The sequence below is a fragment of the Paracoccus indicus genome, assembly GCF_003056335.1.
GTDB classification, from domain to species: Bacteria; Pseudomonadota; Alphaproteobacteria; order Rhodobacterales; family Rhodobacteraceae; genus Paracoccus; species Paracoccus indicus.
This window is the reverse complement of sequence record NZ_PYWA01000005.1, coordinates 22,315-34,760: the sequence shown is the minus strand read 5'-3', so window position 1 is coordinate 34,760 and position 12,446 is coordinate 22,315. Positions and strand designations below refer to the sequence as shown.

The window sequence follows — 12,446 nt, the reverse complement described above, 5'->3', positions numbered from 1 at the left end:
GATGTTCGACAAGATCCTGATCGCCAACCGCGGAGAGATCGCCTGCCGCGTGATCGACACCTGCCGCCGCATGGGGGTGGCCACGGTGGCGGTCTATTCCGACGCCGACCGCACGGCACGCCATGTACAGATGGCCGATCAGGCCGTGCATCTGGGCGGGTCCGCGCCTGCCGACAGCTATCTTCGCGGCGATGCGATCATCGCGGCGGCGCTGAAGACGGGGGCGAAGGCGATCCATCCGGGCTATGGCTTCCTGTCGGAAAATCCTGGTTTCGTCGATCAGGTACAGGCGGCGGGGCTGGTCTTCATCGGCCCCTCGGGTGATGCGATCCGCGCGATGGGCCTCAAGGATGCGGCCAAGGCGCTGATGGAAAAGGCGGGCGTGCCCGTGGTGCCCGGCTATCACGGTGACAATCAGGACGCGGGGCATCTGGCGGCGATGGCCGCCGACATCGGCTATCCCGTGCTGATCAAGGCAGTCGCGGGCGGGGGCGGCAAGGGCATGCGCCGTGTCGATGACCCTGCGAAATTCGCCGACGCGCTGAAATCCGCCCGCTCCGAGGCGCAGACGGCCTTCGGCAACCCCGACGTGCTGATCGAGAAATACGTCCTGAAACCCCGCCATATCGAGGTTCAGGTCTTCGGCGACGGCACCCGCGCGGTGCATCTGTTCGAACGCGACTGTTCCCTGCAACGCCGCCACCAGAAGGTGATCGAGGAAGCCCCGGCCCCCGGCATGACCGCCGAGATGCGCAAGGCCATGGGCGATGCCGCCGTCCGCGCCGCCGAGGCGATCGGCTATTCCGGCGCGGGCACCATCGAATTCATCGTCGACGGCAGCGACGGCCTGCGCCCCGACCGCTTCTGGTTCATGGAGATGAACACCCGCCTGCAGGTCGAACACCCCGTGACCGAGGCGATTACCGGCATCGATCTGGTCGAATGGCAGCTGCGCGTCGCCAGCGGCGAAGACCTGCCCGCCCGGCAGGAGGATCTGACCATCACCGGCCATGCCTTCGAGGCGCGGCTCTATGCCGAGGATGTCCCCGCGGGCTTCCTGCCCGCCACGGGTCGTCTGGCGCATCTGGGCTTTCCCGACGGGGCGCGCATCGAAACCGGGGTGCGGCAGGGGGATGTGATCTCGCCTTGGTATGACCCGATGATCGCCAAGGTGGTGACCTGGGGGACGACGCGCGCCGTCGCGCTGCGGTCGCTGGAACGGGCGCTGGTGGACACCGACGTCGCGGGATCGGTGACGAACCTCGATTTCCTCATCGCGCTGATGCGGCATGACGGCTTTGGTGCGGGGCAGGTCGATACCGGCCTGATCGAACGCGACCTTGAGGCCCTGACCGCCACCGCGACGCCCGAACCGTCGGCCATCGCGCTTGGGGTGATCGGTCTGGCGGGGCTTTCGGAACCTGAAACTCTGGGCGGTATGACCCTGTGGCAGCCTCTGCGCCGCACCATTGCGTGGGACGGCGGGCAGGCGGTGTTGCAGGTCATGGGGCCGGGACATGCGCGGGTCTGCGTCGATGGCACCGATCTGGATGTGCGCTGGCAGGGCAACCGCTGGTGGGTGGATGGTAACCTCTGCCGCCATCGCGTGGTCCTCCATGATGCAGGGGTCAGCGTCTTCGGCGCAGGCACGGTGCATCTGACGGCGCTGGACCCGCTGGCGCGCAAGGCTGCGGATGACGGTGGCGACGGGCTGACGCGTTCGCCCATGCCGGGGCTGGTCAAGGCAGTGCATGTCGCGCAAGGCCAGCAGGTCAGCGCAGGCGACCGGCTATGCGTCCTCGAGGCGATGAAGATGGAACACAGCCTGCTGGCCGCCCGCGACGGCATCGTGGCCGAGGTTCTGGCAGCCGAGGGCGATCAGGTCGAGGCAGGCGCAGCACTGATCCGGCTGGACGAGGTGCCGGAATGATGCCGCAGGTCGAGATCTTCGAGATGGGCCCCCGCGACGGGCTGCAGAACGAAAAGCGGATGATCCCCACCGCCGACAAGATCGCGCTGATCGATCTGCTGTCGCAGGCGGGCTTCCGGCGGATCGAGGCGACAAGCTTCGTCAGCCCAAAATGGGTTCCGCAGATGGGTGATGCCGCGCAGGTCATGGCCGGGATCACCCGCAAGGCCGGTGTGCGCTATGCGGCGCTGACACCGAACCTCAAGGGCTATCAAGCCGCCCATGCCGCCCGCGTGTCCGAGGTCGCGATCTTTGCCAGCGCCTCCGAAGGCTTCAGCCGCGCCAATCTGAACGCCTCGATCGCGGAAAGTCTTGAACGCTTCCGCCCCGTCGCCGCCGAGGCGCGGGCCGATGGCCTGCCGGTCCGCGGCTATGTCAGCATGGTGACCGATTGCCCCTTCGACGGCGCGACGCCCCCCGACAATGTCGCCCGCGTCGTGGCGGCCTTGCGCGACATGGGCTGCTATGAGGTCAGCCTGGGCGACACCATCGGGCAGGGACGCCCCGAGACCATCGACGCCATGCTGGGCGCGGTTCTGGACGAAATGCCCGCCGATCGGCTGGCGGGCCATTACCACGACACCGGCGGTCGGGCGCTTGAAAACGTCGATGTCAGCCTGGCGCGGGGTCTGCGGGTCTTCGATGCGGCGGTTGGGGGACTTGGCGGTTGCCCCTATGCCCCCGGTGCTGCGGGCAATGTCGCGACCGAAACGCTGGCGGGCTTCCTGAGCGATTGCGGGTTTGACCACGGTCTGGACATGCAGGCCGTCGAACGCGCCGCCACATTCGCACGCACCCTGCGGGAGGGGACCCATGCCTGAGACGATCCGCATTGACACCGACGCCCGCGGCGTCGCCACCCTGTGGCTGGCGCGCCCCGACAAGCACAACGCCCTGTCCCGCCAGATGATGGATGAGATCATCGAGGCCTGCGCCACGCTTGGTGCCGATCCTGCCGTCCGCGTCGTCGTGCTGGCGGCCGAGGGGGCCAGTTTCTGCGCGGGCGGCGACCTGGGGTGGATGAAGGCGCAGATGACGGCCGATGCAGAAACGCGCCGGGCGGGTGCGCGGGTTCTGGCGCGCATGCTGCAATCGCTGAACCTGCTGCCCAAGCCGCTGATCGCGCGGGTGCATGGCAATGCCTTCGGTGGCGGTGTGGGCATGATGGCCGTCGCGGATGTCGCCATTGCCGCCGATACCGCGCGCTTCGGCCTGACCGAGGTCAAGCTGGGCCTGATCCCCGCGACCATCGGCCCCTATGTTCTGGCCCGCATGGGCGAAGATCGGGCGCGGCGCGTGTTCTTTTCCGCGCGCCTCTTCGGTGCCCCCGAGGCCGTCGATCTGAACCTTGCCGCCCGCTGCGTTCCCGCCGCCGATCTGGACGCCGCGATCGAGACCGAAATCGCCCCCTATCTGCAGGCCGCCCCCAGCGCGGTGGCGGCGGCCAAGGCGCAATGCCGTGCCTTGGGCATGCGCATCGACGATGCCGTCATCGAGGACAGCATCGACCGTCTGGTGGCGGTCTGGGAAGGAACCGAGGCACCCGAAGGCATCGCCGCCTTCTTCGACAAGCGCAAGCCCGCCTGGATGAGCTGACGGCCAGGAAAAAACCCCCGCCGCGGGCTGCGCGGCGGGGGTTCGAAAACTCAACGACCGATCACTTGTCGGCGTAGAGCGGGAAGCGGGCGCAGAGCTGGGACACCTCGTCCCGGATCTTGGCCTCGACCTCGGAATTGCCCTCTTCGCCGTTGGCGGCCAGGCCATCGACGACCTCGACGATCCAGCGGGCGATCTGGCGGAACTCGGCCTCGGCGAAGCCGCGGGTGGTGCCTGCCGGTGCGCCAAGACGGATGCCCGAGGTCACGAAGGGCTTTTCGGGATCGAAGGGCACGCCGTTCTTGTTGCAGGTGATATGGGCACGGCCCAGGGCAGCTTCGGTCGCCTTGCCGGTCACGCCCTTGGGACGCAGGTCGGCCAGGCACAGGTGGTTGTCGGTGCCGCCCGACACGATGTCGATGCCGCCCTTCATCAGCTCATCCGCCATGGCCTGCGCGTTCTTCACGACCTGCGCCGCATAGGTCTTGAACTCGGGGCGCAGCGCCTCGCCGAAGGCGACGGCCTTGGCGGCGATCACATGCATCAGCGGGCCACCCTGAAGACCGGGGAAGACGGCGCTGTTGACCTTCTTGGCGATGTCGGCGTCGTTCGTCAGGATCAGGCCGCCGCGCGGGCCGCGCAGCGATTTATGCGTGGTCGAGGTGACAACATGCGCGTGACCGATGGGCGAGGGGTGCTGCCCGCCCGCGACCAGGCCCGCGATATGGGCCATGTCCACCATCAGATAGGCGCCGACCTCATCCGCGATCTTGCGGAAGGCGGCCCAGTCCCAGGTGCGGCTGTAGGCGGTGCCGCCCGCGATGATCAGCTTGGGCTTGTGCTGGCGGGCGCTTTCGGCAATCGCCTCCATGTCCAGCATCTGGTCCTGCTGGCGCACGCCATAGCTGACGACGTTGAACCACTTGCCCGACATGTTGACCGGCGAACCATGCGTCAGGTGACCACCCGAATTCAGGTCCAGACCCATGAAGGTGTCGCCCGGCTGCAGCAGTGCCAGGAAGACGGCCTGGTTCATCTGGCTGCCCGAATTGGGCTGGACGTTCGCATATTCGCAGCCGAACAGCGCCTTGGCACGTTCAATCGCCAGGTTTTCCGCAATATCCACGTATTGGCAGCCGCCATAGTAGCGCTTGCCCGGATAGCCTTCGGCGTATTTGTTGGTCAGGACGGAACCCTGCGCCTCGAGGACGGCCTGGCTGACGATGTTCTCCGAGGCGATCAGCTCGATCTCGTCGCGCTGGCGGCCCAGTTCCTGGGTGATGGCCTTGGCGATGTCGGGGTCACGGCTGGCCAGGGTTTCGGTGAAAAAGCCGTTGTCGCGGGTGGGGGCGTTCATCGGTCTCGCGTCCTTTTATGGCTGGGGCGGCAGAGGATGGGGGCGTTCTAACGTAACAAGATGATTGCGGAAAGTGACAAAACGACCCGCCAGGGGGCCTTGGCGACGCAGGGGCCGCCCGACGCGGGTTTTCGGGCGGGGCTTGTCATCGGCGCGGCTGCGGTCAATGCTGCGCGCCTGATACGGGGGAACGACCGCCTTATGACGGCACGCATTCATTTTACCGCCAGCCAGGCCGAACCGGCCCGCGCGGCACATGCCGAACTGACCGCGCGATACGGCGATACCCCGCTGGATCAGGCGCAGGTCGTCGTGGCATTGGGCGGCGACGGCTTCATGCTGCAGACGCTGCACGCGATGCAGGGGCGCGACATGCCGGTCTATGGGATGAACCGTGGAACGGTGGGCTTCCTGATGAACAGCTATTCCGCCGACGATCTGCCCGAACGCCTTGCCGCAGCCGAGGAAGCGGTCATCAACCCTCTGCGGATGCGCGCCACATGTGCCAACGGCACCTGCCACGAGGCCCTGGCCATCAATGAGGTCAGCCTGCTGCGCGAAGGCCCGCAGGCCGCCAAGCTGCGCATTCATGTCGATGGCCGCATGCGGATGGAGGAGCTGGTCTGCGACGGCGCGCTGGTCAGCACGCCCGCCGGATCGACCGCCTACAATTATTCGGCCCACGGCCCGATCCTGCCCATCGGGTCCGAGGTTCTGGCCCTGACCGCAATCGCCCCCTTCCGCCCCCGTCGCTGGCGCGGTGCGCTGCTGCCCAAGGCCGCCGAGGTGGTGATCGAGGTCCTGAACCCCGAACGCCGCCCCGTCATGGCCGATGCCGACAGCCGGTCCTTCCGCCATGTCACGCAGGTTCAGATCCGCAGCGCATCGGATATCCGCCACCGGCTGATGTTCGACGATGGGCACGGGTTGGACGAACGCCTGCTGCGCGAACAGTTCGTCTGATGGCTTTCAGCCTGCGCAGATCTGCTGCAAGGCCAGCCATTGTTCGTCGGTCAGCAAGGGGCGCACATCTGTCCGGTCGCGCATCGGGTCGTTGTCGATAAGCGGCAGGACCGAGGCCCCCGTCGGATCGATCGAGCGGGCATAAGGCTCGGTCGAGAGGTTGTGGTCGCCAAAAGCTACGGGCAGTGCCGAAACATCGGGGCGGACCAACGGCTGATCCAGCAGTTTTTCCCCGTATCCGACCAAGGCATTGCGGGGCAGCGTTCCAAGCGTCATCAGCCTTACGGAAGCAAGGGCCCCGGCATATTCCAGCGCCTGCAATGTCACCTGCCGTTCATCCTGCGCGATTTCCGCAGCGATCAGATGGCCGGCAGCAGCCTCGGGGCCGGGTGTCGAGACAAGCAGGTCGTTTCCCAGCAGATACATGTCCCCCGGCAGCCGCAGTGCTCCGTTCAGGGGGCCGGGAACCACTTGCACCAAGGCCTGACGATTCAGCACGCGCGGGGTCATCCAATCCAGCACCTGCTGGCCAGAGTTGCGATGACAGATCGGGCCGGTGCCCTGTTCCAGGTCGGCCAGAACGGCCTTGCCGATGGTGCGCAACTGGGCGGGTGGGGCGATCCTTGCCGCGTGGCGGATCAGGGCGTCGGGCAGCCACATGACAAGCGCACCGAAAAGCCCCAAAGCGACAAGCCCCGTCACCACGCCGCGCAGGCGCCCCGGCTTGACGCGGTGGCGCGCGATCGCGGTCTGGACGCGCTCGATCCCGTCGACCATCAGCTGGTCGTCGATCTCGACGGTTTCGTCGGGGGTTTCCGATGTCGGGGTATAGCGGGCAGGCATCTGACCCGGATTGAGCCGGACGACGGCGGGCAGCGACCAATGTGACAGGGGCCGATCGGTTCGGGGGTCCATCAGCGTCAAGGTCGCCTCGCCAATCGAGACGACGACCTCGCGCGGTTCCGATGTGGGGAATTCCTTCCAGGATCCCTGCGCCTCGAGACGTCGAAATTCGGTCAACGCTGTCATGGCCGGGGGACGCTTTCGGGGTGGTGGTCAGGGTCTGCCCGACCATAAAGCAGCGCCGCATCGCGTCAATGCGGCGCTGGATGATTATTCGACTTCTTCGCTGATCCGCATGCCTTTTTCGCGGGCCAGGATGCGCATCCGCTCCTGCAGCTTTTCGAAGGCGCGAACCTCGATCTGGCGGATCCGCTCGCGCGACACGTCATAGCGGCTGGACAGATCCTCCAGCGTCATCGGATCGTCGCGCAGGCGCCGCTCCATCAGGATATCGCGTTCACGGTCGTTCAGCACGTCCATGGCCGACATCAGCATCTGGCGACGGGTGTCCAGCTCCTCGCTCTCGGCATAGGCTTCGGCCTGATTGGCATCGGTATCCTCGAGCCAGTCCTGCCATTGCGCCGAGGATTCACCGTCTCCCGAACCGACCTGCGCGTTCAACGACGCGTCGCTGCCCGACAGGCGGCGGTTCATGTCGATGACCTCTTTCTCGGTCACGTTCAGCTCGGTCGCGATCTGGGCGACGTTCTCGGGGCGCAGGTCGCCGTCTTCGAGCGCGCCGATCTTTGACTTGGCCTTGCGAAGATTGAAGAAAAGTTTCTTCTGCGCACTGGTGGTGCCCATCTTGACCAGCGACCACGACCGCAGGATGTATTCTTGGATCGAGGCGCGGATCCACCACATCGCATAGGTCGCCAAGCGGAAGCCGCGTTCGGGATCGAAGCGTTTGACCGCCTGCATCAGGCCGACATTGGCCTCGCTGATGACCTCGGCCTGCGACAGCCCATAGCCGCGGTATCCCATTGCGATCTTGGCGGCCAGACGCAGGTGGCTTGTCACCATGCGGTGCGCGGCCTCGCTGTCTTCGTGGTCGGCCCATGCTTTCGCCAGCATGTATTCCTCTTCCGGTTCCAGAAGCGGAAACTTGCGGATCTCTTGCAGATAGCGGTTCAAACCCTGTTCGGGACTGGGAGCGGGAAGGTTGCCGTATGTCGCCATGATGATTGCCTTTCGCAGAGATCGACGAACGCGGGTTTGCGCCAGCGGGTTCCGGACAGAATGCCGCAGGCGCGCCGTCGATCGTCCGATCACGGGGTCAGTCTGCGCCCTTCGCGGGGGATTGTAACCTGTGCATCGGTCACGATCCCGTCAAGTGGCCGATTGTCGAAGATCGTCCAGAAGGTGCTGCATGTCGTCGGGCAGGGGGCTGTCGAAGGACATCTGTTCGCCGGTCACGGGATGATCGAACCCCAGATGCGCCGCATGCAGCGCCTGGCGCGAAAAGGCCTGCACGCTTGCCGCCGCAGGGCCAAGCGCCTTGGCGGATGCCTTGCGCGCCCCGCCATAGACGGGATCGCCGATCAGCCCCAGCCCGGCGTGGGCCATGTGCACGCGGATCTGATGGGTGCGCCCGGTTTCCAGGCGACATTCGACCAGCATGGCCGAGGGCGGCGTGCCAAAGCGTTCCAGCAGCTTGGCACGGGTGACGGCATGGCGGCCCTTGTCGAAATAGACCGCCTGCCGCTGGCGGTCGGTCGGATGGCGGGAAAGGCGCGAGGTGATCTTCATCACCAACCCGTCCTCGAAGCTGATGCCGGGGGTGCCCCGCAGGCGCGGGTCGGCGGGATCGATCACCCCATGCGCCAAGGCCAGATAGCGTCGCTGCGCGCTATGCGCCTCGAACTGCGCCGCAAGGCCGTGATGGGCGCGGTCGGATTTCGCCACAACCAGCAACCCCGAGGTGTCCTTGTCGATCCGGTGCACGATGCCGGGACGCTTCTCGCCGCCGATGCCCGACAGCGTGTCGCCGCAATGGGCCAGAAGCGCGTTGACCAGCGTGCCGGAAGGCGATCCGGGGGCAGGGTGGACGACCATTCCCGCCGCCTTGTCGATCACGATCAGGTCATCGTCTTCGTGAACGATGGTCAGGGGAATGGCCTCGGGCAGGGTCTCGACGGATTCGGGCGGGGCCAGGGTGATGCGGTATTCCTGCCCCTCGGCCACCTTTGCCTTGACGTCGCGGACCACGCCTTCGGGGCCGCTGACGTCGCCATCCGCGATCATCCGCGACAGGCGCGACCGGGAAAGGGCGGCTTCCTCTGGCACGGCAAGCGCAAGCGCCTTATCAAGCCGTTCGGGCGGGTTGGCCTGGATGATCACGATAAGGTTCGACATGGCGGAAGATGATACCGATTGGAAGGCAGCGGCGAAAGCGATTCCGGAACTGCGGTTCCTGAAGACGCTCGTCACCGGTCTGACGCTGGTGATGGGGTTGGGGATGGTCGCGGTGGTCGCGATGCTGTGGATGCGGTTGGGTCAGCCCGTGCTGCCCGAGTTGCCCGGCAACATCAAGCTGCCGGACAACGTTCAGGTGCATGCCGTGACCTTCGCGCCCGACTGGATCCTGGTGGTCACGGATGACGGGCAGGTGCTGGTCTATGATCGAAACGGCACGCTGGCGCGCACGATCGAGGTTCAGTCGCCCTGACGGGTGGTGTCCATCGCGTCCAGGCGCGCCTTCAGTTCGGCATTTTCGGTGCGTGCCTTGATAGCCATCTCGCGAACGGCCTCGAATTCCTCGCGCGTGACGAAATCGCGGTCGGCCAACCAGCGGTCGACCCAGCCTTTCACTGCGTTCTCGGCCTCGGACCGGGCGCCTTGGGCCACGCCCATCGCATTGGTCATCATTTTCGAGATGTCGTCGAAGAAGCGGTTTTCGGTGCTCATGTCTGCCTGTCCTTCAAGCTTGGTCGGATCCTATATGGTCCGGCTGTCGCCGGGGTTCAATGTTGACACGGCCGGTTTGCTGGCTAGCGTGCGCGCCAATCGCAAGCCCGAGGCATCATGATCCCCTTTCCCGACATCGCCCCCGAGATCTTCACGATCAACATCGGCAGTCTGTCCCTGTCGCTGCGCTGGTATGCGCTGGCCTATCTGGCGGGGCTGATCATCGGCTGGCAGCTGATCGCGCTGATGATGCGCAGGCCCTCGATCTGGGGCGACGGGGCGCCGATGCGGTCCGACAAGGTTGACGACCTGCTCACATGGGTCATCCTGGGGGTCATTCTGGGCGGGCGGCTTGGCTTCGTGCTGTTCTATGAACCAGCCTATTATCTTGCCAATCCGCTTGAGATCATCAAGGTCTGGCAGGGCGGGATGAGCTTTCACGGCGGCTTCGCTGGCGTCATCATTGCCACCGCAATCTATTGCCGCCTGAACGCCATCCCCGCGCTGCGTCTGGCCGATGCGATGGCCGTGGTGGCCCCGGTAGGCCTGTTCTTCGGGCGCATCGCGAATTTCATCAACGCCGAGCTGTGGGGCCGCCCCACGGACATGCCATGGGGCGTGGCCTTCCCCGGACAGGCCGCCCAGACCTGCGAAGGCGTCACCGGCATCTGCGCCCGCCACCCCAGCCAGCTCTACGAGGCGGGACTTGAAGGCTTGCTTCTGGGGCTGATCCTGCTGGTCGCCCTGCGCATGGGTGCCTTGCGTCGCCCGGGCGCGCAGTTCGGGATTTTCCTGACAGGTTATGCACTTGCCCGCATCTTCGTCGAATTCTTCAGGGTGGCGGACGCCCAGTTCATCACCCCCGACAACCCGCTTGGGCATGTCGTGGGCGGACCCGTCATCGGGCTGACCATGGGGCAGGTCCTGTCGCTGCCGATGCTGCTGATCGGGTTGGCGCTGATCCTGCGAGCCGCGCTGCGCCCGGCGGTGGACCGCACCGCATGACGCCCCTGGCCCGCATCATCGCCGCCCGCATCCGCGCGACGGGGCCGATCACGCTGGCAGATTACATGCAGATCTGCCTGTTGGACAGCCGCCACGGCTACTACGTGACGCGCGATCCCTTCGGGCGGGCGGGCGATTTCATCACCGCCCCCGAGATCCACCAGATGTTCGGTGAGCTTTGCGGCCTGGCGCTGGCGCAGGCCTGGATGGATCAGGGCAGCCCTGCGCCCTTCACCCTGGCAGAGCCCGGGCCGGGTCGCGGCATCCTGATGGCCGACATGCTGCGCGCGATCGCAGTGGCCCCCGGTATGCGCGACGCTGCAGAGGTCTGCCTGATCGAGGCGTCACCCTTCCTGCGCAAAGTCCAAGCCGAGCGATTGGGGTCGCCCCGCCATTTGGACGCACTAGAGGAGTTGCCAGACAAACCCTTGTTCCTGATCGCGAATGAGTTTGCGGACGCCCTGCCGATCCGCCAGTACCAGATGACCGCGGACGGCTGGCGCGAGCGTATGGTCGGGCTGTCACCGGCAGGGGAGTTGCAGATGGGGCTGGGGCAGGTCGTGCCCTATCCGCGCGATGGCAAGCCCGGCGACGTGGTCGAGGATTGCGCCGAGGCCGTCGCCTCGGTCGAGGTGATCGCCCGCAAGATCGCCACCCATGGCGGGGCGGCGATCATCATTGATTACGGCGGATGGAACGGTTTCGGCGATACGTTTCAGGCACTTCGCAACCATGTCCCCGAAGACCCCTTGGCCAATCCGGGCCTTGCCGACCTGACGGCCCATGTGGATTTCGCCCCCCTTGCCGCAGCCGTGTTGCGGGCGGGTGCGGTCGTGTCGCGCCCGTTGCACCAAGGCGAATGGCTGCTGTCGCTTGGGGCCAAGGCGCGTGCCCGCAAATTGGCGGCTGCGGGCGATGCGGGGGCGATGCCAGCGCTTGCGCGCTTGACCGACCCTGCGGAAATGGGTCACCTGTTCAAGGCAATCGCCATTTGGCCGAAGGGGGCCACCCCCGTCCCCGGCTTCGAGGCGCTGGAGATACATGCAGACGACACTTGAGATCCTGACCCACTCGCTGCTGTCGGATGTCCGGCACGGCTTTTTCACGCGCAAGGGCGGCGCGTCATCGGGCCTGTTCGCAGGTCTGAACTGCGGGCGCAGGTCCACCGATCAACGGGACATGGTCGAATTGAACCGGGCAAGGGTAGCGACCGCCATGGGGGTGAAACCCTCATGTCTGGCGACGGTCAAGCAGGTGCATTCGCCCGATGTCGTGACGCTGGATCTGGATGACGACATCGCGGCCACGCGCGATATATGCGCGGACGGTATCGTGACGGCCCGCGACGACGTTGCTTTGGCGGTGCTGACGGCGGATTGCCAGCCGATCCTGCTGGCCGATCCCGACATGGGCGTCATCGGTGCCTGCCATGCAGGTTGGCGCGGTGCCTTGGGTGGCGTGATCGAGGCGACGGTTCAGGCGATGCAGGCCCTTGGTGCGCAAAGCATCAGGGCCGTGATCGGACCCAGTATCAGCCAAAGCGCCTATGAGGTCGGCGAGGATTTCATGGACAACTTCCTTGCGGAAGACCCTGACTTCGATCGGTTTTTCAGCGGCGGCCCGAACGGAAAGCCGATGTTCGATCTGCCCTCCTTCGGTCTGATGCGCCTGCGCGAGGCCGGGGTCGAGGCGGAATGGTCGCGCCATTGCACCTATTCCGACCCCGCCAAGTTCTTCAGCTATCGCCGCGCGACGCATGAAGGTCAGGTCGATTATGGGCGTTTGATCAGCGCGATCGCGCGCTGA

General features: G+C 65.9%; 13 protein-coding genes. 8 read left to right on the top strand and 5 right to left on the bottom strand.

What is annotated here, in order from left to right; all coding sequences use genetic code 11:
• The first annotated feature begins 1 nt into the window (after window position 1).
• The 3 genes from DDE75_RS09365 to DDE75_RS09355 are packed head-to-tail and all read left to right on the top strand — an operon-like array spanning window position 2 to window position 3,565.
• Window positions 2-1,930 carry an acetyl-CoA carboxylase biotin carboxylase subunit gene (locus tag DDE75_RS09365; protein WP_108502131.1) on the top strand — a complete coding sequence of 643 codons (1,929 nt, stop codon included), beginning with the start codon at window positions 2-4 and terminating at the stop codon, window positions 1,928-1,930.
• Window positions 1,927-2,790 (top strand): hydroxymethylglutaryl-CoA lyase, encoded by an 864-nt coding sequence (locus DDE75_RS09360; protein WP_108502130.1) that lies wholly within the window; start codon window positions 1,927-1,929, stop codon window positions 2,788-2,790. Before DDE75_RS09365 ends, DDE75_RS09360 begins: the two co-directional genes overlap by 4 nt.
• Window positions 2,783-3,565, top strand: a complete 783-nt coding sequence (locus tag DDE75_RS09355; protein ID WP_108502129.1) for a crotonase/enoyl-CoA hydratase family protein — start codon at window positions 2,783-2,785, stop codon at window positions 3,563-3,565. Before DDE75_RS09360 ends, DDE75_RS09355 begins: the two co-directional genes overlap by 8 nt.
• A 61-nt stretch (window positions 3,566-3,626) precedes the next feature.
• Here the strand turns inward: DDE75_RS09355 and glyA are convergent, their stop codons facing one another.
• Complete coding sequence (gene glyA, locus DDE75_RS09350; RefSeq protein WP_108502128.1) at window positions 3,627-4,922, bottom strand: serine hydroxymethyltransferase; 1,296 nt, start codon at window positions 4,920-4,922, stop codon at window positions 3,627-3,629.
• A 201-nt stretch (window positions 4,923-5,123) separates the two neighbouring features.
• Here glyA and DDE75_RS09345 point away from each other — a divergent pair, with 201 nt between their 5' ends.
• Window positions 5,124-5,885 (top strand): NAD kinase, encoded by a 762-nt coding sequence (locus DDE75_RS09345; protein WP_108502378.1) that lies wholly within the window; start codon window positions 5,124-5,126, stop codon window positions 5,883-5,885.
• A gap of 6 nt (window positions 5,886-5,891) precedes the next feature.
• Here the strand turns inward: DDE75_RS09345 and DDE75_RS09340 are convergent, their stop codons facing one another.
• The 3 genes from DDE75_RS09340 to DDE75_RS09330 all read right to left on the bottom strand — a co-directional run bounded on the left by DDE75_RS09340 (window position 5,892) and on the right by DDE75_RS09330 (window position 9,083).
• Complete coding sequence (locus DDE75_RS09340) at window positions 5,892-6,914, bottom strand: hypothetical protein (RefSeq protein WP_162798967.1); 1,023 nt, start codon at window positions 6,912-6,914, stop codon at window positions 5,892-5,894.
• 84 nt (window positions 6,915-6,998) lie between these two features.
• Window positions 6,999-7,907, bottom strand: coding sequence for an RNA polymerase sigma factor RpoH (gene rpoH / locus DDE75_RS09335; protein WP_108502126.1), 909 nt, complete (start codon window positions 7,905-7,907; stop codon window positions 6,999-7,001).
• 150 nt (window positions 7,908-8,057) lie between these two features.
• The gene (locus tag DDE75_RS09330; protein WP_108502125.1) at window positions 8,058-9,083 is read right to left on the bottom strand and encodes an RluA family pseudouridine synthase; all 1,026 of its coding nucleotides are present in this window, start codon (window positions 9,081-9,083) and stop codon (window positions 8,058-8,060) included.
• Here DDE75_RS09330 and DDE75_RS09325 point away from each other — a divergent pair.
• On the top strand, window positions 9,082-9,396 hold the full coding sequence (locus tag DDE75_RS09325; RefSeq protein ID WP_108502124.1) for a DUF6476 family protein: 315 nt from the start codon (window positions 9,082-9,084) through the stop codon (window positions 9,394-9,396). The genes DDE75_RS09330 and DDE75_RS09325 overlap by 2 nt on opposite strands.
• Here DDE75_RS09325 and DDE75_RS09320 read toward each other — a convergent pair.
• Window positions 9,384-9,635, bottom strand: coding sequence for an accessory factor UbiK family protein (locus DDE75_RS09320; RefSeq protein WP_108502123.1), 252 nt, complete (start codon window positions 9,633-9,635; stop codon window positions 9,384-9,386). The two genes, DDE75_RS09325 and DDE75_RS09320, sit on opposite strands and share 13 nt — an antisense overlap.
• Before the next feature lie 117 nt (window positions 9,636-9,752).
• On the opposite strand from DDE75_RS09320, the gene lgt reads away from it, so the two are divergent.
• From lgt to pgeF, 3 genes are read left to right on the top strand one after another with little or no spacing between them, the layout of a single operon-like run.
• Entirely contained in the window at window positions 9,753-10,640 is an 888-nt protein-coding gene (lgt, locus tag DDE75_RS09315) for a prolipoprotein diacylglyceryl transferase (RefSeq protein ID WP_108502122.1), read from the top strand.
• Window positions 10,637-11,698, top strand: a complete 1,062-nt coding sequence (locus DDE75_RS09310) for a class I SAM-dependent methyltransferase (RefSeq protein WP_108502121.1) — start codon at window positions 10,637-10,639, stop codon at window positions 11,696-11,698. Before lgt ends, DDE75_RS09310 begins: the two co-directional genes overlap by 4 nt.
• Window positions 11,682-12,446, top strand: a complete 765-nt coding sequence (pgeF, locus tag DDE75_RS09305) for a peptidoglycan editing factor PgeF (RefSeq protein ID WP_108502120.1) — start codon at window positions 11,682-11,684, stop codon at window positions 12,444-12,446. Before DDE75_RS09310 ends, pgeF begins: the two co-directional genes overlap by 17 nt.

Bases quoted from the DNA above. Each gene is read 5' to 3' on its own strand.
- DDE75_RS09365 (WP_108502131.1), top strand. From the start codon at position 2: ATGTTCGACAAGATCCTGATCGCCAACCGCGGAGAGATCGCCTGCCGC.
- DDE75_RS09360 (WP_108502130.1), top strand. From the start codon at position 1,927: ATGATGCCGCAGGTCGAGATCTTCGAGATGGGCCCCCGCGACGGGCTG.
- DDE75_RS09355 (WP_108502129.1), top strand. From the start codon at position 2,783: ATGCCTGAGACGATCCGCATTGACACCGACGCCCGCGGCGTCGCCACC.
- glyA (WP_108502128.1), bottom strand. From the start codon at position 4,922: ATGAACGCCCCCACCCGCGACAACGGCTTTTTCACCGAAACCCTGGCC.
- DDE75_RS09345 (WP_108502378.1), top strand. From the start codon at position 5,124: ATGACGGCACGCATTCATTTTACCGCCAGCCAGGCCGAACCGGCCCGC.
- DDE75_RS09340 (WP_162798967.1), bottom strand. From the start codon at position 6,914: ATGACAGCGTTGACCGAATTTCGACGTCTCGAGGCGCAGGGATCCTGG.
- rpoH (WP_108502126.1), bottom strand. From the start codon at position 7,907: ATGGCGACATACGGCAACCTTCCCGCTCCCAGTCCCGAACAGGGTTTG.
- DDE75_RS09325 (WP_108502124.1), top strand. From the start codon at position 9,082: ATGGCGGAAGATGATACCGATTGGAAGGCAGCGGCGAAAGCGATTCCG.
- DDE75_RS09330 (WP_108502125.1), bottom strand. From the start codon at position 9,083: ATGTCGAACCTTATCGTGATCATCCAGGCCAACCCGCCCGAACGGCTT.
- DDE75_RS09320 (WP_108502123.1), bottom strand. From the start codon at position 9,635: ATGAGCACCGAAAACCGCTTCTTCGACGACATCTCGAAAATGATGACC.
- lgt (WP_108502122.1), top strand. From the start codon at position 9,753: ATGATCCCCTTTCCCGACATCGCCCCCGAGATCTTCACGATCAACATC.
- DDE75_RS09310 (WP_108502121.1), top strand. From the start codon at position 10,637: ATGACGCCCCTGGCCCGCATCATCGCCGCCCGCATCCGCGCGACGGGG.
- pgeF (WP_108502120.1), top strand. From the start codon at position 11,682: ATGCAGACGACACTTGAGATCCTGACCCACTCGCTGCTGTCGGATGTC.